Below are 18,275 nucleotides of genomic sequence, written 5' to 3'. Positions count from 1 at the left end.
CGGTAGCCGAAAGCAGAAAAAGCCGGGCATCGAGCCCGGCTTTTTCTAACCCACCCCTAGCCCCTCCCTTGCAGGGAGGGGAATTATGCGCGTCCCCCAATCCAGCTGCGCTGCACGTCCAGCGCGTCGTCCAGCAGCACCAGGTCGGCGCGGTAGCCGGGGGCGATGTGGCCGAGCTTGCCGGCCAGGCCGAGGAACGCCGCCGGGGTGGCCGAGGCCATGCGGGAGGCGGTCTCCAGCGGCACGCGGCCCTGTTCCATCATTCCCTTCACCGCGCCGGCCATGGTGAGCGTCGAGCCGGCCAGCGTGCCGTCGGCGCCGACCAGGCGGTCGCCATCGCGGTGGATCTCGCGGCCGTGGATCAGGAAATGATCCTCGTCGCTGCCGACGCTGGGCATCGCGTCGGTGACCAGCATCAAATGGTCGGGGCCCTTGGCGCGCAGCGCGACGCGCAGCGTGGCGGGGTGGAGGTGGTGGCCGTCGGCGATGATGCCGGCATAGGCATCCGCTGCCTCGAGCGCGGCGCCGACCATGCCGGGCGCGCGGCTGGTGAGCGGCGACATCGCGTTGAAGATATGGGTGAAGCCGGTTGCGCCATTGTCGAGCGCGGCGCGGACCGTCTCATAGGGGGCGTCCGAATGGCCGGCGGCGACGATCACCCCGGCGGCGGCGAGGCGGGCGACCTGATCGGGCGTGGCGGCTTCGGGCGCGAGGGTGACCAGCGTCCTGCCGTGGCGGGCGGATTCGAGCAGCGCGAGGAACTGGTCCTGCAGTGGCTGGATCTTGCTCTCGCTGTGGATGCCGCGGCGGACCGGGTTGAGGAACGGGCCCTCGATATGGATGCCGAGGATGCCGGGCACGCCCGCCTCGATCGCGGCGTCCACGGCCTGGATCGCGGCCTCGATCACCGAGAGATCGTCGCTGATCAGCGTGGGGAGCAGGCCGGTGGTGCCGTAGCGGCGGTGCGTCTCGGCGATGACCCGTAGCGTCTCGACGCTGGGATCGTCGTTGAACAACCGGCCGCCGCCGCCATTGACCTGGGTATCGATGAAGCCGGGGAGCAGGGTGTGGCCGGCAAGGTCGACGGGTTCGGCACCGGCGGGCGGATCGGGCAGGATCGCGGCGATCCGCTCGCCCTCGATCACCACACAGGCATCGTCGCGCCAGCCTTCGGCCAGCAGCATGCGGCCGTTGACCAGGGCTTTCACGCGAGCGTGTCCAGCGCCGCGCCGAGGCTGCCCTGGGCGGCGGCGAGCAGGGTCTCGGCTTCGGCGGCGTCGAGCCCGCGGGCGATCAGCACGGCGCGCTTGATGTTGAGGCCGCCGGCGTCGAGCGCGCGCTCGGCCGCGGTCTCGTCGGTGCCGGCGAGGGTGGCGACCATGCGGATCGCGCGGATGCGCAGCTTGGCGTTCGACACCTGCATGTTGACCATCAGCCCGTGGTGGACGAGCCCGAGGCGCAGCATGATGCCCGTTGAGATCAGGTTGAGCGTGACCTTCTGCGCGGTGCCGGCCTTCATCCGGGTGGAGCCGGCGACGACTTCGCTGCCGGTGTCGGCGAGGATGGCATATTCGGCGGCGGCCAGCACCGGGGTGTCGGGATTGTTGGAGACGCCGATGGTCAGCGCGCCGGCGGCACGGGCGGCTTCGAGCGCGGCGATGACATAGGGGGTGCGGCCGCTGGCGGCGACGCCGATCAGCACGTCGTCGGGGCCGAGCGCTTCGGTCTCCACCGCTGCGATCGCGGCGGCGCGACTGTCCTCGGCGCCCTCCTGGGTGCGGGTGAGCGCGGCGGGGCCACCGGCGATGAGGAAGGCGAGCCGCTCGAACGGCCAGTTGAAGGTGGGGGTGAGCTCGACGCCGTCCTGCACGCCGATCCGGCCCGACGTGCCGGCGCCGGCATAGGCGATGCGGCCGCCATTACGGAGCCGCCCGGCGGCGGCATCGATCGCGGCGGCGATCGGGGCTGTCTGGGCCTTGAGCGCGGCGATCGCGGCGAGCTGGGCCTCGAGCATCGCCTCGACGGCGGTCTCGGTGGGCCAGCGATCGAGTTCGTGGTAGCGGGGGTCGGTGGCTTCAGTCGACATGCGTCTTCCGGGTCGGGAGGGCGGAGGCGGACAGGCCGGCGAGGAGCAGCGCGCCGTCGAGCGGATCGGCGATGGCATCGGTCAGCCGGGCGACGGTGCGGGCGCGCAGCCAGGGCTTGATCCGCATCGCAAGGCCGCCGGCGAGCGCGCAGCGGACGGCGCCGCGGGCGAAGATCGTCTCGATGAAGCGTTCGATATGCTGGGCGGCATCCTCGACGATCGAGCGAGCGATCGCGTCGTTATTCTCGGCATAGTCCATGACGAGCGGAGCGAAGGCCGCGTAATCCTTGGGGGTCGCGGCATCCATCCAGGCGACGGCGCGGGCGGTGTCGTGCCCGAAGCCGGCGGTGACGGCGTGGCTGAGCGCGGTGACTTCGCTGCGGCCGTCGAGCGCGCGCAGCGCATGGCGCATCGCGCTGAGGCCGAGCGCGGCGCCGCTGCCTTCGTCCGAGATCGGGAAGCCATAGCCGCCGATCGCGAAGCTGGTGGTGCCGACGCGGACCTCGGCGATGCTGCCGGTGCCGATGATCAGCGTGGCGCCCTCCGCCCCGGCATGCGCGCCGAGATTGGCGATCGCGGCATCGGTGGCGAAGATGATGTCGGCAAAGGGGAAGGGCAGGGCGGCGAGCTGCTCGCGCATGCCGGTGCGGGTGATGCCGGCGATGCCCATGCCGGCGCGGATCGTCGCGGCCTGGGCGGCGTCGAGCCCGGCGGCGGAGATCGCCTGCTGGACGACCTCGCTCAGCACGGCGTGGAGCCGCTCGATCCCGATACGGGTATTGGCGGGACCGCTCTCCCCGGTGCCGAGGATCGTCCCGCGTTCGTCAACCAGCCGGCTGCGGCAATGGCTGCCGCCCGCGTCTATCCCGAGGAAATAGGCCATGCTCGTTCCCTACAGCAGCGTTGGCGGGGTTTGCCATGCCGAAGGGCCCAGGGGCCATAATCCGAGGGTATGGCTGGGCAAGGGTTTGGGTGCCGGGAACGGTAATACGTAAATTTACCAATTTCCGGGTTTCGGGGCCGGGAGCAGGCTTTGCGACGGTTCAGTGAGACGAAGCGATCATGGCGAGCGTGAAGCGTGGAAAGGCCGAATCCGACCCCAAGATCGGCCAGTGCGGGCGGATGGTGCTTCGGGACGTCGCGGTACTCTCGGGCGAGGAGTTGCTCCTGCGCTTCGGGGACGCGGCCCCGCAGCAGCTGATCGACCTGATCGTTGCCGCCATCCGCAAGGGGGACGACGACGAAGTCGCCGCAATCGACGGGCGGCTTCGCGAAGTCGAGCGGATATCGCTTCGGCAAGGGACTAGCCTTCCCGGCGGTGCTCCCCCGGGCCGGGGAGGCTAGAACCGCGCTTCCTCATAGACGCGGCGGATGTCGCCGCCCCAATCGCCGTTGAAGCGATCGAGCAGGACCTGCGCCGGCACCTTGCCGGTGCGGACCACTTCGCGCAGCGGATCGAGGAAGCCGGACTCATTGTCGCCCGAGGCGTTGAAGCGCGCGCGGGCGTTGAGGCCCGAGGCGGCGATGTCGAGGACTTCGCCGGCGATATCGCGGAGCTTGCCGCCGCCGGGCAGAGGGGCGGCGAGCGCCAGCTTCGGCACCGAGCTGCGCAGCGTCTCGCGCTCCTCCATCGACCAGCCCTTCACCAGGTCCCAGGCGGCATCGAGCGCGCCCTGGTCGTAGAGCAGGCCGACCCACAGCGCGGGCAGCGCGCAGATCCGGCCCCAGCGGCCACCATCGGCGCCGCGCATCTCGAGGAAGGTCTTGAGGCGGACTTCGGGGAAAGCGGTCGAGAGATGATCGGCCCAGTCGTCGATCGTCGGCTTGTGGCCGGGATAGGCGGGCAGCTCGCCCTTGAGGAAGTCGCGGAAGCTCTGGCCGGCGGCGTCGATATATTTGCCGTCGCGGTAGACGAAGTACATCGGCACATCGAGCGCGTATTCGGCGTAGCGCTCATAGCCGAAGCCGTCCTCGAAGACGAAGGGCAGCATGCCGGTGCGCGCGGGATCGGTGTCCGACCAGATGTTCGAGCGGAAGCTGAGGAAGCCGTTGGGCTTGCCCTCGGTGAAGGGCGAGTTGGCGAACAGCGCGGTCGCCAGCGGCTGGAGCGCGAGGCCGACGCGGAACTTCTGCGCCATGTCGGCTTCGGAGGCATAGTCGAGGTTCACCTGGATCGTGCAGGTGCGCAGCATCATGTCGAGCCCGAGATTGCCGACGCGCGGCATGTGGCGCAGCATGATCTCGTAGCGGCCCTTGGGCATGATCGGCAGCTCGGCGCGGGTCTTGTCGGGCCACATGCCGAGGCCGAGATAGTTGATCCCGAGGCGCTCGCCGACCTGCTTGACCTGCTCGAGGTGGCGGCCGGTCTCGTTGCAGGTCTCGTGAAGGTTCTCGAGCGGGGCGCCGGAGAGCTCGAGCTGGCCGGCGGGCTCGAGGCTGACCGTGCCGTCGGGGCCGGACAGGGCGATGACGTTGTCGCCTTCGAGCACGGGCTTCCAGCCATAGGCGGTGAGGCCGTCGAGCAGGTCGCGGATGCCGCCCTGCTCGGTGTAGCTGGGGGCGTGGAAGTCGCTCTTGGCGAACACGAACTTCTCGTGCTCGGTGCCGATCCGCCAGCGCTCCTTCGGCTTCTCGCCGCCGGCGAAATAGTCGATCAGCTGCTGCCGGTCCTCGATCGGTGCCGACACCTTGGTGTTCTCGGTCTTGGTGCTCATGCGAAGGTCTCGACGGGAGGAATGGAGCGGCGGTGGCGGAGCACCGGGATGCGCGAACGGACGTCCTCGATGCGCGAGAGATCGATCTCGGCGGTGTCGAGCCCGGCTTGCTCGCCCATGTCGAGCAGCACCTCGCCCCAGGGATCGATCACCAGCGAATGGCCATAGGTGGCGCGGCCGTCCGCATGCTCGCCGGTCTGCGCGGCGGCGATGAGGAAGGCCTCCGCCTCGATCGCGCGGGCGCGCAGCAGCACGTGCCAATGCGCCTGGCCGGTCGGGCGGGTGAAGGCGGCGGGGACGGCGAGGGCAGTGGCGCCGGCATCGCTCAGCGCGCGGAACAGGTCCGGGAAGCGCATGTCGTAGCAGATCGCCAGGCCGAGCCGGCCGATCGGCGTGTCGACCAGGATCGCGCGCTCGCCGCGCTGATAGGTATTGGACTCGCGCCAGCTCTCGCCGGTGGCGAGGTCGACGTCGAACAGATGGAGCTTGTCATAGCTCGCCCGGATCGCGCCGGTATCGTCGATGACGAAGCCGCGGTTGAGGAACTTGTCGCCCTCACCCTTCACCGCGAGCGAGCCGAGATGGACCCAGATGCCGTGCTTGGCCGCGGCCTCGCGGGTGGCGGCGAGGACCAGGTCCTGGTCTTCCGGCACGACATGGCCCCGGGCGCGCTCGCGATTGCCGTCGAGCAGGCCGGACATCTCGGGGGTGAACAGCATCGCGCTGCCGGCAGCCGCGGCCTGCGCAACCCCATCGGCGATGGTGCGCGCGTTCTCAGCGGGCTCGATCCCGCTCGTCATCTGCAGCAGGCTGGCCTTCATCGATCTACTCCCCCCGTATGGCCGGGATCAGCCGCGCTTCGGCTTGCCGACGCCGACCAGGGTCAGCCCGGCACGCTCGGCCTCCGCGGCCGGATAGACGTTGCGCAGGTCGACGAGAAGCGGCGCCTTGAGCAGCGACTTGATCCGCCCAAGGTCGAGCGCGCGGAACGCATCCCATTCGGTGACGATCACCAGCGCATCGGCGCCGTCCGCGGCGGCATAGGCGCTGTCGCTGAACTCGACGTTCGGCAGCAGCGGACGGGCCTGCTCGAAGCCTTCCGGATCATAGGCCTTCACCGTGGCGCCCGCATCTTCCAGCGCCGCGACGATCGACAGGCTGGGCGCGTCGCGCATGTCGTCGGTGTTCGGCTTGAAGGTGAGGCCGAGCAGGCCGACCGTCTTGCCGCGAATATCGCCGCCCATCGCCTTGATGACCTTGCGGCCCATGGCGCGCTTGCGGGCGTCGTTGACCTGCACGGTCGCCTCGACGATGCGCAGCGGGGTCTCGTTGTCGCCGGCGGTCTTGAGCAGCGCCAGCGTGTCCTTGGGGAAGCACGAGCCGCCATAGCCCGGGCCGGCATGGAGGAACTTGCCGCCGATGCGGTTGTCCATGCCGATGCCGCGCGCGACTTCCTGCACGTCGGCGCCGACTTCCTCGCACAGATCGGCGATCTCGTTGATGAAGGTGATCTTCACCGCCAGGAACGCGTTCGCCGCATACTTGATCAGCTCGCTGGTGCGGCGGCCGGTGAACAGGATCGGCGCCGACTGGTTGAGCGAGAGCGGGCGATAGATGGCGCGCATCACTTCGCGCGCACCCTCGTCATCGGTGCCGACGACGACGCGGTCGGGGCGCTTGAAGTCCTCGATCGCGGCGCCTTCGCGCAGGAACTCGGGATTGGAGACGACCTTCGCGCCGCTGTTCGGTGCGACCTCCGCCAGGATGCGCTCGACTTCGTCGCCGGTGCCGACCGGCACGGTCGACTTGGTGACGATCACGCTGCCCTTGGTCAGGTTCTCGGCGATCTCGCGCGCGGCGGCGAAGACATAGCTGAGATCAGCATGGCCATCGCCACGGCGGCTGGGCGTGCCCACCGCGATGAAGATCGCATCGGCATCCTTGACGCCTTCGGCCAGGTCCGTGGTGAAGGAGAGGCGGCCCGCCTTCACGTTCGAGGCGACCAGCGCGTCGAGCCCCGGCTCGTAGATCGGCATCACGCCCTGGTGAAGCAGCTCGATCTTGCGTGCGTCCTTGTCGACGCAGACGACGTCATGGCCGAAGTCCGAGAAACAGGCGCCGGAAACCAGGCCGACATAGCCCGTGCCGATCATAGCGATGCGCAACGTGGATCCCCTTGGGAAGAAACTATGCTGCGCAGATAGCGACGCCAGCGCCCGGGGCAAGGGGCTGGATCAAACCGCCTCTCCGGTGCCCCGAGCAAGAAGCGCGCGGACAACAAAAAAGGCGGCCCGAGGCCGCCATTTTTTTGTTTCGTTTTCTGTTGTCGTCCGGGCCGGTCAGCACGGCCTCACAGGAGGTCGCTCCACCGCCGGCCCGGATGAGTGTTCCGGTTAGAACGGGCGGATATCGTTACCGCTAGCGCCGTCGCGGAACAGAACAGTGAGCAACGCGAACATTTTCAGTCTCCCATCGGTGCGCACAGGTGCGCGATTGGTGTGGTTAAAGACTGCTTAACGATGAATCAATCCGGATTTCTGCGGAGTTGGCGAGATCGAAAATGCCGAAGCGCCCGGGATTTAACGGTTCCTTCAATGGTCTCGGGCTAGACCGTCGGGGCATGTCGGCACGCAAAGAGCCCTTGGCTAACCAGGCCAGCGCTATCTCGAGCGCAGTCGTGAGGTCCGTGGAAAATACGGAAATCACGAGGGAATTTGTGCAAGTGCGAGCTTCGCAGGACGCCACGATGGATATCCGCGCACGCCCGCGCAGCCGCCAGGCGCCGGGCAAGCGCGAACTGCACCGGGCAAGTAACGATCGTCACGTCGAGGGGCGTTACTGGAGCGTTCTCGGACTTTGTGAAATTGCGAATTTTGCTTCGCTGCGCCGCCACATCGGCCGCGCGAGGGCCGATTCGCTGGTTCTGGACGTCGCGCGGCGAATCTCTTCGCTGATTCCCGACGTTCGAATTTCCGCCGCCGGCCGCGCGGTCGTGGAGATCGCGTTCGAGCGCGAATCCCCCGAAGTCGCCGCCGACGATATGGACCGGATCTACAAGGCGTTCCTGACCACGCTCGACATCGACGGCGAGCCGCACCAGCTCCAGATGCATATCGGCGTCGCCGCCGCGCCCACGGTCGAGGACGACGAGGTGCTGCTCTCGGAGGCCGCCGAATCCGCGCTCGAGCAGGCGCGTGTCGACGGCCGGGTGGTGATGCTCGACCTGTCGCGGGCGGACCTGGCGTTCGACAAGCTGACCCTGATGCGCGAACTGCCGCGTGCGATCGCCAATGGCGAGATGTTCCTCCAGTACCAGCCCAAGGTGCATGTCCGCCGCCAGGAGATCGCCAGCGCCGAGGCGCTGGTCCGCTGGCAGCATCCCACGCGCGGGCTGATCCTGCCGGGCGACTTCATCTCCGTCGCCGAACAGGCCGGCGAGATCTCCAAGCTGACGCTGTGGACGCTGCGCCAGGTGATCGAGGACCAGCGCAAGCTGCGCGAGGACGGCTTCGACCTGCTGCTCTTCGTCAATATCTCCGGCCAGCTCCTGGCTGACCCCGCCTTCGTGAACGAAGTCTGCGAGATGCTGGCGAGCACCGACGCCAAGCTCGGCTTCGAGATCACCGAAACCGCGGTGATCCGCGATCCGGAAAGCGCGATCCGCCACCTGCAGTTCTTCGCCGACAGCGGCGTGACGCTTGCCATCGACGATTATGGCGCGGGCCTGTCCTCGCTCGCCTATCTCAAGAAGCTGCCGGCGCGCGAGCTCAAGATCGACAAGATGTTCGTGATGCAGTTGACCAGCAGCAATCGCGATCCGCTGATCGTCCGCTCGACGATCGACCTGGCCCATGCGCTGGAGATGGAAGTCACCGCCGAGGGCGTGGAGACACCGTCGGCGCTGGCGCTGCTCAGCGTGATGGGCTGCGACATGGTGCAGGGCTTCCTGATCTCCCGCCCGCTCGGGCTCGATGCGTTCCGCAAGTTCCTTGTGGACGACGGCCATCTCGACACTGCGAACGGCCAGCTTCAGTCGTTCGTCCGGCCCGAGAGCTTCTGGAAGCGCGCCTGATGCGCGTGTGCCTCCACGCCTTCCTGACATTCCTGGCGCTGCTGACGGCGACTCCCGTGCTCGCCCAGTCGCCGGCCAAGCCTGCCAATGAGTTCACGCCCGCGATCCAGGCCGAAATCCAGGCGGCCAAGGGCAGCATGATGAGCGACCAGGCCGAGGCGCTGCGCCATGCCGACGCGATCGACAAGCTCGCCCGGCAGCTGCCCGATCCGCGCCAGGCCATGCTTGCCCAGGCGACGGCGCGCTGGCTTGCCGCCGAAGCCCGCCTGCGCAATGACGAGCCTGCCCAGGCACAGCCGCTGATCGCCGAAGGGTTGAAGCTGATCGAGGCGATCCCCGAGCCGATCAAGCTGCGCGGCGACCTGCTGATGTCGCAGGGCACCTTCTTCATGGCACGCGACCAGGCCGTGAAGGCGCTGGAAAGCTACCAGAACGCGTTCCGCATCTTCGGCGACGTCAAGGAACTGCGCAGCCAGGCGATCGCGCTGCAGAACATCGCATCGCTATACAGCTCGGCCAACGACAATGCCCGGGCCGAGCAATATTACCGCCAGGCCGCCGACCTGTATGACGGCGATCCGGTGCTCTCGCTGTCGTTGCACAACAATCGCGGTAATGTGCTGCTCACGATGGATCGCAACGTCGAGGCGGGGCGGGAATATGAAGAGGCGCTGCGCATCGCGCGCGAGATGGACCAGCCCGTGCTCGAAGCGCGGATTCTCAGCAACTATGCACGCAGCCAGATCGAGCTGAAGCGCTTCGATGTCGCCGGCCGGCTGATCTCGCGCGGGTTCGAGCTGCTGAAAGGCGCCGATGCCGATTTGCTGCGCCGGCACCTCCTCTCGACCTCCGCAGCGCTCGAGCTGGAGCGGGGCAATACCGAACGGGCGGTGCGCCTGATCCGCGAGGCCTTTGCCGGCTTCGACCTTGCGAAGACGACGGTCGAGTTCCGCGGCGACCATATGTACGCCTATCAGATCTTCAGCCGCGCCGGGGACACCCGCGAGGCGCTGATCCATCTCGAGGCGGCGAAGCGGCTGGGCGACGAAGCCTCGAAGGTGGCGACGACCACCAGCGCGGCGCTGATGGCGGCCCAGTTCCAGTACGCCAAGCAGCAGAACGACATCCTGACGCTGCAGAACCGCGAGGCCGAGAACCGCGCGCGCACCCAGCTGACCATGTTCCTGCTGATCGGCGGCGCGACGGTGATCGTCATGGGCGCGCTGGGCTGGGGTCTCGTCACCATTCGTCGGAGCCGCAACAAGGTGCGCGCCGCGAACATCGTGCTCGGCGAGACCAATGTCGCGCTGGAAAAGGCGCTCAAGGCCAAGACCGAGTTCCTTGCGACGACCAGCCACGAGATTCGCACGCCGCTGAACGGCATCCTCGGCATGACCCAGGTGATGCTGTCCGATCCGAAGCTGGAGGCGCAGACGCGCGACCGGATCGGCATCGTCCACAGCGCCGGCGTGACGATGCGTACGCTGGTCGACGACATCCTCGACGTGGCCAAGATGGAGACGGGCAACCTCAGCGTCGAGGCGTCGCCGATGGACCTGTGCGCCACGCTTCGCGACGTCACCAAGCTCTGGGAGGAGCAGGCGCGCGCCAAGGGACTGAATTTCAAGCTCGAGCTCAGCCATGCGCCGCACTGGATTGTCAGCGACGCCACCCGCCTGCGCCAGGTCGTGTTCAACCTGCTCTCCAATGCGATCAAGTTTACCGAGAAGGGCGGGGTGACGCTGCGCGCCGTGGCGGAGGGCGAAGGCGATGCCCGCCGCCTCAAGCTGGCGATCGAGGACAGCGGCATCGGCATCCCGCGCGAGAAATTCGAGGAGATCTTCGAGAGCTTCCGCCAGGTCGACACCAGCACCACGCGCCGCTTCGGCGGCACCGGGCTGGGCCTCGCCATCTGCCGCAACCTGGCCCGCGCGCTGGGCGGCGACATCATGGTGGAGAGCGAGGACGGCAAGGGATCGCGCTTCGTTGTCGACCTGCCGCTGGTTCCCGCCGAGGCGCCGGAGACCGCGGTGACGGCCGAAAGCAGCACCGGGATCGACCTGGTGGTGCTCGACCGCAACCCCATCGCCCGCTCGATGCTGCGCACCCTGCTCGAGCCGCGCGTCGCCCGGCTGCGCTTCGCGGCGAATGTCGGCGAGGCGCTGCCGATGCTCGAAGAGGGCGGGGTCGGCCACCTGCTCGCCGACGAAGCCACGCTCAAGGCCGAGGCCGACGGTCCCGTCCAGGCGCTCACCGCGCTGCGGGCGGCGGATGGAAGCGTTTCCCACACCATTCTCTGGCTCAAGCCCGATGCGGAGACCGTGGCTGAGCTGATTGCAGCAAGTGACGGCAAAATACTGGAAAAACCCATTACCGGCGCGAGCCTGATTGATGCTATCATTCCGCCGACGGAAGAAAATTCCGACAAGAGGGATGGGGACCCGCTTGTATCTCGGGCGGCTTAGGGCGATAGCACACCTGACATGACAGAAATGGTCGCGCGTATCTCGAGGAAACCGGTCGCCACGGGCGGGCGGGCATGAACATCCTCTTCATTGAGGACGATCCGATGAACCGTCGGGTCGTGAAGGACATGCTCGACGTTGCGGGGGCCACCATGGCCGAGGCCAGCTGGGCCGAGGAAGGCCTGGCGATGCTCGATGCCGAGAGCTTCGACGTGATCCTGGTCGACCTGCGCATGCCGGGGATGGACGGGTTCGAGACGATCGAGCGCATCCGCGCGCGCGGCGACGAGAAGGGCGAGCTGCCGATCATCGTGGTCACGGCCGATACCGCGGTGGACCTGCGCGAGCGGTGCCTCGCGGTGGGCGCCGACGACGTGCTGTTCAAGCCGGTGGCGATGGACGCGCTGTTCGATTCGATCGGCCGCGTGCTCGCGATCCGCGGCGGCGGCGGGATGATACTTTAAAGAGGCCTGGAGGGGGCTGTCGAAGGCCCCCTTGTCACCCTGAAGCAGGTTCAGGGTGACCGGGGATGCCTGGCCGAGTTCAGCGTGCGATGCCGATCACGGCGGTGGCGCTATAGCCCGCCGCGACGCTGCCGCTCATCACCGGGGTCTGCTGGGCGATCTGCGCGCTGGTGTTGTCGCCGAACACATTGTCGCTGTTGATGCTGACGCTCGCGAAGTTGCGGATGCTCGTCGTGTAGCCGGTGGCGTTGTTGTAGACCGTGCTGCACGCCGCGCTCGGCATGGCGAGCTGCGAGATCAGCGTGGCGTAGCGCCCGCCGGTGGCGTTGGCCAGGCTCGAGAACACCTCGAAATGGATGTGCGGCCAGCGGCCCGAATAGCAGCCGGGGAAGATGGTGGTGAAGGTCACCTGGCCGTTGCTGTCGGTCACGCCGACGCCGCGGAGGTAGCTCTCGGCCGGGAGGTCGTAGAGCGAGTATTTCCCGTCGCGGTCGCAGTGCCAGATATAGATGGCATAGCCGGCCAGCGGGGCGCAGGCGGCGTTCACATTGACCAGGGTGAGGGTGAGTGTGACCTGCACGCCCGCCGCCGTCGTCGTCGAGCTGCCGACGAACGAGGTGCGGATGTCGCTGCGCACCACGTTGCTGGCGGTGAGCACGTTCGATGTCGCGCCGCTCGAGGTGTTGGTGCCGTCGGCCGGATAGGGACCGTTGGTCTCGGTGGGGTCGACGACGCAGGTGCTGCTGGTGGAGGTCGCGGTCGGCGTCGGCGTGGCGGTGGCCGATGCCGTGGGGGTGGGCGTTGCGGTGGTGGTGGTGCCCGAGCTGCTCGTGCTGCTGGTGGTGCCGCTCGATCCGCCGTCGCATGCCGCGAGCATCGCCGCGCCGCTGGCACCGGCGAACCAGCCCAGCGCCCGGCGGCGGCTGGCGAGCTGCGTCATTGCTTTCAGGTCGTGGGCGAGGCCCAGGTCGTGCTCGTCATGATGTTCCATTCTGCCTCCTTGGTCAGAGGCTTCAGTCACATGCCGGACACACGCGGGGATTTCCCCGCGTCGCCGATTGTTGCAGCATGTTGCAGTCAGGCGGGCAGGCGCACCCGCACGCGTCCGCCACCGGCGGCACGATTCTCCAGCGTGACTTCGCCGCCATGCGCCTCGGCGATCGTGCGGACGATGGCGAGACCGAGGCCGGTGCCGCCGGTCTCGCGGTTGCGCGAACTCTCGCCGCGCACGAAAGGCGCGAACAGCGCCTCCGCCCGGCTGAGATCGAAGCCGCGCCCGTCATCCTCGATCACAACATCGACCTTGCCCTCGGCCAGGCTCCAGCCGAGGCGCGCGCGCTCGCCATAGCGCACCGCATTCTCGATCAGATTGGCGAACAGGCGACGCAGCGCCGCGGGATCGCCCCGCACCACCGCGCGTGGGCCAGGCTCCACGCTCACCGGCTTGCCGGCGGTGGCGAGGTCATCGACCAGGCTCTCGACCAGGCTGCCCAGATCGAGCTTCTCGTGCGGGGCGCCGTCGCGGCCGTCGCGGGTGAAGCTGAGTGCGGCCTTGAGCATCGCGCGCATCTCCTCGATGTCCGCCTCGGCGCGCAGCCGTGCATCGTCGGGAAGCTGCTCGACCCAGAAGGCGATGCGGGAGAGGGGAGTGCCCAGGTCATGCGCGATCGCGCCGAGCATCGCGCTGCGGTTCTCCGCCTCGACCAGGATGCGCTCCTGCATCGAATCGAGCGCGCGGGCGAGCTCATGGACCTCGCGCGGGCCGTTGTGCGGGATCGGCTGGCGGGCGCCGAGCCGCACGCGCGTCGCGGCGCCGGCCAGATCGCGGATCGGGCGCGAAATGCGCCGCGCCACGCCCCAGGCGAGCAGCGACAACACCAGCAGCACACCGAGCATGCCCAGCAGCCTGGCGAGGTGCCAGCGGGTGAAGGCGGGACGGAACAGGCTCGAGGCGACGATCCAGCCATTGCCGTCCTCCAGCGCGACGGTGAAGCTGCCGTGCATGTCCTGCTCGGGGTCGCGCGCGGGGAACTGGTAGAGGCCGTGAACACGCTCGGCCGGCACGCCGATCAGCCGGGCGATCGCCGCGTCACGCGCCGGGGAGGGGCGCTCGTCCTCGCGGCCGAACTTGTCCTCGCTGGTGCGTGTGATCGCCATCCGCGCCTGGGCAGTGGGGGCAACCGTGCCGGTGCGCAGCGCCTCGGCGACGCGGGCAAGCGGCAGCGGGCCCGGCCCGGGCGGCGGGCCGTTGAACATGATCGTGAATTGCGTCGTCGTCGCGATCAACGCCGCGGCGATGACGAGCAATACGATCGGAACGGTGATCGAGCGGCGGGTCACGGGTTACTTGGTCGTCACTTCGGTGACGAACATATAGCCTTCGTTGCGGATCGTGCGGATCAGGTCCTCGGAGCCCGGCCGGGCCAGCTTCTTGCGCAGGCGGCTCATCTGCACGTCGATCGCGCGATCGAAATGCTCGGCATTGGGGCCGCGCGAGAGATCGAGCAGCATGTCGCGGGTCAGCACCCGGCGCGGGCGCTCGACCAGCGCGAGCAGCAGGCGGAACTCGCCGTCGCTCAGGTTGATGATGACATCGTCCGGATCCCAAAGCTGGCGCGCGACGGGATCGAGCCGCCAGCCGGCGAAGCGCATGAAGGCGCGGGTGGTGATCGCGGCCGGCGCGGTGCTGCGGTCGCCCTGGCTGCGACGCAGCACCGAGCGGATGCGGGCCAGCAGCTCGCGTGGATTGGCGGGCTTGGGCACATAATCGTCCGCGCCCATCTCCAGCCCGACGATCCGGTCGATATCCTCGCCGATCACCGAGTGGAGGATCACCGCGGGGCCGGTTTCGCGGTCCATCGAGCGGAGGATCGAAAGGCCGTCCTCGCCCGGCATCATCACGTCGAGCACGATCAGGTCGTAATCGTTGCGCGCGGTGAGGGTGCGCATCTCGATGGCGCCCGATGCGGTGTCGACGACATAGCCATGCTGCGACAGGAAGGCCGCGGTAAGCTCGCGGATTCCGGGATCGTCGTCGACGATCAGCAGGCGGGTCTCGATGTCCAAGGCGGGGGCTAAAGCTGCTTGTGGCATCCCATCGGTTTAAGTGCCGAGCCTAACGCCGGTATTGCACGGCTGCAACGCACGGAAACATAATGACGGAGCGGGAAGGGGAAAGCCGTAATGGGATTTCTGCACTTCCCTCCATTCCGTCATCCCACCTCCATTCCGTCATCCCCGCGTAGGCGGGGATCCAGGGTGGCAGAGCGATACCCTTTGTGACTCTGGATCCCCGCCTGCGCGGGGATGACGAGGGAAGGGGAAGTCGGGATGGAAGCGAGGGAAATGGGTTGGAGATGTGCTAATGATTAGCAATAGCCTATCAATCCTCGAGGATCTGCGAGTGTTTCGCAGTGTCCCGCATGCACAGATAGGTGACTAGCGAGATCGCGATCATCGCGGTGACGTACCAGTAGAAACCGCGCTCCCAGCCTTCCTGCTTGAACCACAGCGCCACGGTGGGCGCGGTGCCGCCGAACAGGGCATTGGCCAATGCATAGGGCAGAGCGACGCCCAGGGTGCGGATATGAGCGGGGAAGAGCTCGGCTTTCACCACGGCGTTGATCGAAGTGTAGCCGGTGACGATCACCAGCGCCCCGGTCATCAGCAGGAAGGCGGTGAGCGCGTCGCGTGCGCCTTCCATCGCGACGAAGATCGGATAGCTGAGCAGGGTGCCGAGCACGCCGAATGCGATCATCAGCGGCTTGCGCCCGATCCGATCGGACAAGGCGCCGGCGAGCGGCTGGATCGCCATGAACACGAACAGGGCGGCCGCATTCACCTGGGTCGCCGCTGAATCGGAGAAGCCGGCGGTCTTCTTGAGGAAGGCGATCGGGTAGATCGTATAGGCGTAGAAGGCGAGGGTACCGCCGGCGGTGAGCAGCATCACCACGGCCGCCTCGCGCGGATGCTCGCGGACCAGTGCCAGCGCGCTCGATTTCTTGGTCGTTTCGCGCTTGGCGAAGCTCTCGGTCTCGGCCAGCCGGCGCCGGAGCCAGAATACGCCGAGCGCCAGCACGCCGCCCACGGCGAACGGGATGCGCCAGCCCCAGGCTTTCAGGTCCGCCTCGCTCATCACCGCCTGGAGCACCAGCAGCACGAGCAGTGCGACGAGCTGGCCCGAGATCAGCGTGACGTACTGGAAGCTCGAAAAGAAGCCGCGATGCTTCCTGCCCGCCATTTCAGAGAGATAGGTGGCACTGGCGCCATATTCGCCGCCGAGGCTGAGGCCCTGGAGCAGTCGCGCGGTGACGAGCGCGACGGTGGCCGTCACGCCGATCTCGCCATAGCTGGGCGTTACCGCGATGATGATCGAGCCGGCGCACATCAGCGTGACCGACAGGGTCAGTCCCGCCTTGCGCCCGCGCCGGTCGCCATAGATGCCCATCAGCCAGCCGCCGATCGGGCGCATGAAGAAGCCGATTGCGAAGACGATCCAGGCGCTGATGTCCTGGCTTGCGCCCTTGGGGAAATAGTGCGGCGCCAGATAGCTGGCGAGCACCGCATAGGCATACCAGTCATACCATTCGACCAGATTGCCGGCCGATCCGCCCAGGATCGAGCGCAGGCGGTGGCGGGGCGGGGTGGCGGCGTCGGCTGCTGTCATCGCGCCACTATGGCGCCAGGAATCGCGCTTGTCTTTGGCTGCGATATCGGCTGAGTGGCGCCACGAATTTGGAGAGGGATTTCCTGAAGATGCGTGCCATCCTGCTCGTCGGCGCCTTTGCACTTGCCGGTTGCCAGTCCGCCGCGGAGCGCCAGGCGGCCGCCACGGGCGAGTTCGAAGTGCGCAATGGCTCGATGAAGGAAGTCGCCGCACTGTCCAAGGCGGCCCATTCGAAGATGCTGATGCAGCCGGGCACCTGGGACTCGGGGATGCAGGTGATCTCGGCCGACTTCACCGACGGGCCGGACAAGGCCGACCAGCTCGCCGCGGTGCGCAAGCAGGAGCGCCATGCGGTGAAGTGCCAGACGGCGAGCGACCTCAAGCCGCTCGACATCGAGAATCTGGAGAAGGTCGCCGGCACCTGCACCTTCCCGCGCTTCATCCAGAAGGGCGGGAAGCTCGACGTCGAGATTCAGTGCACCCAGGCGAGCGGCGCGAAGACCACGCTCCTCTATGCCGGCACGATGGGCAAGGACGCCTATGACGTGACCGTCGACCAGAAGAGCGGCGCCAGAGGCCAACCCGACTATGCGGCGATTCGCATGCGGGTCTATGGCAAGCGGCTGGGGCTTTGCACCGGCAAGCCGGCTGCCTGAGGTGCGGCTCGCCGCATCACAGGGGAGGCGGGGCCGGTTCGCCCTTGTAAAATTGGATTCACGCTGTTAGGTGGCCGCCCTTACGCCGCAACTCTCGTGTTCCGGCGAACCCTTTTCTATTGATTAGACCGGAGCACTGACGGGTTTATGCAGATCATCGTTCGCGACAACAACGTCGACCAGGCACTGCGCGCACTCAAGAAGAAGCTGCAGCGTGAGGGCGTGTATCGCGAGATGAAGCTCCGTCGCCACTACGAGAAGCCCAGCGAGAAGCGTGCTCGCGAGCGTGCTGCCGCGGTTCGCCGCGCCCGCAAGCTCGAGCGCAAGCGCATGGAGCGCGACAGCGCCCGTTGATTTCGCGAATCGGCCATGCGCGGACCTCGCGCGTGGCCGTCGTGACTTTCTTGACTAACGGGTAGCCTGAATACCCGCGCCTGGAGCCTATCGCATGTCCGTGACCGCCGTTCCGCTCCAGCCCGTCAAGCGCAGCTACAAGACCTGGCTCTGGGCCGGTGTGGTGCTGGCGATCGCCGTTGCGGTGGCGCTGGCCTGGACCGGCACCCGCGCGCCTGTCGCCGCCAAGGGCAGCGACGCGCAGTTCCTTGCGTGGAACAAGGGCCAGACCGGCGTGCAGACCACGGCTTCGGGCCTGCAGTATCAGGTGCTCAAGGAAGGCTCCGGCGCCAAGGCGCAGGAAGGCGACGGCGTCTCGGTGTGGACCGTCGGCACGATGCGTGACGGCACCGTCTTCCAGCCGGCCGGCGACATCCGCCTCCAGGTTGGCGGCGCGATCCCTGGCTTCGACGAAGCGCTCAAGATGATGAGCAAGGGCTCGAAGCTGCGCATCTGGATCCCGGCGAACATCGCCTATGAGAAGGCCGGCCCGCAGCACCCGCTGTTCGGCAAGCTCCTGCAGTTCGACCTCGAGGTGAAGGAAATCGTTCCCGCCGCGGTCCTGCAGCAGATGATGATGCAGCAGATGATGCAGCAGCAGCAGGGCCAGGGCGGCGGCGCTCCCGGCGGCCCGGGCGGCCCCGCCGGCCCGCAGCCGGGTGGTCCCGAGGGGCAGTAAGCTCCGGGCACAGTGAACAGCAAAACGCCGGTGGATCGCTCCGCCGGCGTTTTTGCTTTCCGCCCCATTTCTCGCACGGA

General features: G+C 67.6%; 17 protein-coding genes. 7 read left to right on the top strand and 10 right to left on the bottom strand.

What is annotated here, in order from left to right; translation table 11 throughout:
- Positions 1-83: 83 nt before the first annotated feature.
- The 3 genes from nagA to HNP52_RS14430 are packed head-to-tail and all read right to left on the bottom strand — an operon-like array spanning position 84 to position 2,969.
- A complete protein-coding gene (gene nagA, locus HNP52_RS14440) occupies positions 84-1,208 on the bottom strand; it encodes an N-acetylglucosamine-6-phosphate deacetylase (RefSeq protein ID WP_311768473.1) in 1,125 nt (374 codons plus the stop codon).
- On the bottom strand, positions 1,205-2,086 hold the full coding sequence (locus HNP52_RS14435) for an N-acetylmuramic acid 6-phosphate etherase (protein WP_184168212.1): 882 nt from the start codon (positions 2,084-2,086) through the stop codon (positions 1,205-1,207). Before HNP52_RS14435 ends, nagA begins: the two co-directional genes overlap by 4 nt.
- A complete protein-coding gene (locus tag HNP52_RS14430; RefSeq protein WP_184168210.1) occupies positions 2,076-2,969 on the bottom strand; it encodes a BadF/BadG/BcrA/BcrD ATPase family protein in 894 nt (297 codons plus the stop codon). The genes HNP52_RS14435 and HNP52_RS14430 overlap by 11 nt, the downstream gene beginning before the upstream one ends.
- 188 nt (positions 2,970-3,157) lie before the next feature.
- Between HNP52_RS14430 and HNP52_RS14425 the strand changes: the two genes are divergently transcribed.
- Positions 3,158-3,430, top strand: coding sequence for a hypothetical protein (locus HNP52_RS14425; RefSeq protein WP_184168208.1), 273 nt, complete (start codon positions 3,158-3,160; stop codon positions 3,428-3,430).
- Here the strand turns inward: HNP52_RS14425 and HNP52_RS14420 are convergent.
- The 3 genes from HNP52_RS14420 to HNP52_RS14410 are packed head-to-tail and all read right to left on the bottom strand — an operon-like array spanning position 3,427 to position 6,965.
- Positions 3,427-4,800, bottom strand: coding sequence for a glutamate--cysteine ligase (locus HNP52_RS14420; RefSeq protein WP_184168206.1), 1,374 nt, complete (start codon positions 4,798-4,800; stop codon positions 3,427-3,429). The genes HNP52_RS14425 and HNP52_RS14420 overlap by 4 nt on opposite strands.
- Complete coding sequence (locus tag HNP52_RS14415; protein WP_184168204.1) at positions 4,797-5,621, bottom strand: carbon-nitrogen hydrolase family protein; 825 nt, start codon at positions 5,619-5,621, stop codon at positions 4,797-4,799. The genes HNP52_RS14420 and HNP52_RS14415 overlap by 4 nt, the downstream gene beginning before the upstream one ends.
- 27 nt (positions 5,622-5,648) lie before the next feature.
- The gene (locus HNP52_RS14410) at positions 5,649-6,965 is read right to left on the bottom strand and encodes a UDP-glucose/GDP-mannose dehydrogenase family protein (RefSeq protein WP_184168202.1); all 1,317 of its coding nucleotides are present in this window, start codon (positions 6,963-6,965) and stop codon (positions 5,649-5,651) included.
- A 581-nt stretch (positions 6,966-7,546) separates the two neighbouring features.
- On the opposite strand from HNP52_RS14410, the gene HNP52_RS14405 reads away from it, so the two are divergent.
- The 3 genes from HNP52_RS14405 to HNP52_RS14395 all read left to right on the top strand — a co-directional run bounded on the left by HNP52_RS14405 (position 7,547) and on the right by HNP52_RS14395 (position 11,801).
- Positions 7,547-8,872, top strand: a complete 1,326-nt coding sequence (locus HNP52_RS14405; RefSeq protein ID WP_184168200.1) for a GGDEF domain-containing phosphodiesterase — start codon at positions 7,547-7,549, stop codon at positions 8,870-8,872.
- Positions 8,872-11,337, top strand: coding sequence for an ATP-binding protein (locus tag HNP52_RS14400; RefSeq protein ID WP_184168198.1), 2,466 nt, complete (start codon positions 8,872-8,874; stop codon positions 11,335-11,337). The genes HNP52_RS14405 and HNP52_RS14400 overlap by 1 nt, the downstream gene beginning before the upstream one ends.
- Before the next feature lie 74 nt (positions 11,338-11,411).
- The gene (locus HNP52_RS14395) at positions 11,412-11,801 is read left to right on the top strand and encodes a response regulator (protein ID WP_184168197.1); all 390 of its coding nucleotides are present in this window, start codon (positions 11,412-11,414) and stop codon (positions 11,799-11,801) included.
- 79 nt (positions 11,802-11,880) lie between these two features.
- Here HNP52_RS14395 and HNP52_RS14390 read toward each other — a convergent pair whose 3' ends face one another.
- The 4 genes from HNP52_RS14390 to HNP52_RS14375 form a co-directional block, all read right to left on the bottom strand.
- Positions 11,881-12,792, bottom strand: a complete 912-nt coding sequence (locus tag HNP52_RS14390; RefSeq protein ID WP_184168195.1) for an intradiol ring-cleavage dioxygenase — start codon at positions 12,790-12,792, stop codon at positions 11,881-11,883.
- 86 nt (positions 12,793-12,878) lie between these two features.
- Positions 12,879-14,141: an ATP-binding protein gene (locus HNP52_RS14385; protein WP_269574569.1), complete on the bottom strand. Its 1,263-nt coding sequence runs from the start codon at positions 14,139-14,141 to the stop codon at positions 12,879-12,881.
- A gap of 3 nt (positions 14,142-14,144) precedes the next feature.
- Entirely contained in the window at positions 14,145-14,894 is a 750-nt protein-coding gene (locus HNP52_RS14380; protein ID WP_184168193.1) for a response regulator, read from the bottom strand.
- A 289-nt stretch (positions 14,895-15,183) separates the two neighbouring features.
- Positions 15,184-16,467: an MFS transporter gene (locus HNP52_RS14375; protein ID WP_184168191.1), complete on the bottom strand. Its 1,284-nt coding sequence runs from the start codon at positions 16,465-16,467 to the stop codon at positions 15,184-15,186.
- A gap of 89 nt (positions 16,468-16,556) precedes the next feature.
- On the opposite strand from HNP52_RS14375, the gene HNP52_RS14370 reads away from it, so the two are divergent.
- The 3 genes from HNP52_RS14370 (at position 16,557) to HNP52_RS14360 (ending at position 18,195) form a co-directional block, all read left to right on the top strand.
- Positions 16,557-17,123 carry a DUF3617 family protein gene (locus HNP52_RS14370; protein ID WP_184168190.1) on the top strand — a complete coding sequence of 189 codons (567 nt, stop codon included), beginning with the start codon at positions 16,557-16,559 and terminating at the stop codon, positions 17,121-17,123.
- Positions 17,124-17,270: 147 nt separating this feature from the next.
- Positions 17,271-17,477 carry a 30S ribosomal protein S21 gene (gene rpsU / locus HNP52_RS14365; protein ID WP_010545388.1) on the top strand — a complete coding sequence of 69 codons (207 nt, stop codon included), beginning with the start codon at positions 17,271-17,273 and terminating at the stop codon, positions 17,475-17,477.
- Between the two features lie 94 nt (positions 17,478-17,571).
- Positions 17,572-18,195 carry an FKBP-type peptidyl-prolyl cis-trans isomerase gene (locus tag HNP52_RS14360; protein ID WP_184168189.1) on the top strand — a complete coding sequence of 208 codons (624 nt, stop codon included), beginning with the start codon at positions 17,572-17,574 and terminating at the stop codon, positions 18,193-18,195.
- Positions 18,196-18,275 lie beyond the last annotated feature (80 nt).

The organism is Sphingomonas kyeonggiensis, from assembly GCF_014204495.1.
Classification (GTDB): domain Bacteria; phylum Pseudomonadota; class Alphaproteobacteria; order Sphingomonadales; family Sphingomonadaceae; genus Sphingomonas; species Sphingomonas kyeonggiensis_A.
This window is presented reverse-complemented; position numbering and strand designations above follow the sequence as displayed.

What these genes read in the sequence shown, in the direction of transcription:
- HNP52_RS14400 (WP_184168198.1), top strand. Translation starts at nt 8,872, where the DNA reads ATGCGCGTGTGCCTCCACGCCTTCCTGACATTCCTGGCGCTGCTGACG.
- HNP52_RS14370 (WP_184168190.1), top strand. Translation starts at nt 16,557, where the DNA reads ATGCGTGCCATCCTGCTCGTCGGCGCCTTTGCACTTGCCGGTTGCCAG.
- HNP52_RS14380 (WP_184168193.1), bottom strand. Translation starts at nt 14,894, where the DNA reads ATGCCACAAGCAGCTTTAGCCCCCGCCTTGGACATCGAGACCCGCCTG.
- rpsU (WP_010545388.1), top strand. Translation starts at nt 17,271, where the DNA reads ATGCAGATCATCGTTCGCGACAACAACGTCGACCAGGCACTGCGCGCA.
- HNP52_RS14435 (WP_184168212.1), bottom strand. Translation starts at nt 2,086, where the DNA reads ATGTCGACTGAAGCCACCGACCCCCGCTACCACGAACTCGATCGCTGG.
- HNP52_RS14390 (WP_184168195.1), bottom strand. Translation starts at nt 12,792, where the DNA reads ATGGAACATCATGACGAGCACGACCTGGGCCTCGCCCACGACCTGAAA.
- HNP52_RS14395 (WP_184168197.1), top strand. Translation starts at nt 11,412, where the DNA reads ATGAACATCCTCTTCATTGAGGACGATCCGATGAACCGTCGGGTCGTG.
- HNP52_RS14405 (WP_184168200.1), top strand. Translation starts at nt 7,547, where the DNA reads ATGGATATCCGCGCACGCCCGCGCAGCCGCCAGGCGCCGGGCAAGCGC.
- HNP52_RS14360 (WP_184168189.1), top strand. Translation starts at nt 17,572, where the DNA reads ATGTCCGTGACCGCCGTTCCGCTCCAGCCCGTCAAGCGCAGCTACAAG.
- HNP52_RS14375 (WP_184168191.1), bottom strand. Translation starts at nt 16,467, where the DNA reads ATGACAGCAGCCGACGCCGCCACCCCGCCCCGCCACCGCCTGCGCTCG.
- HNP52_RS14430 (WP_184168210.1), bottom strand. Translation starts at nt 2,969, where the DNA reads ATGGCCTATTTCCTCGGGATAGACGCGGGCGGCAGCCATTGCCGCAGC.
- HNP52_RS14420 (WP_184168206.1), bottom strand. Translation starts at nt 4,800, where the DNA reads ATGAGCACCAAGACCGAGAACACCAAGGTGTCGGCACCGATCGAGGAC.
- HNP52_RS14415 (WP_184168204.1), bottom strand. Translation starts at nt 5,621, where the DNA reads ATGAAGGCCAGCCTGCTGCAGATGACGAGCGGGATCGAGCCCGCTGAG.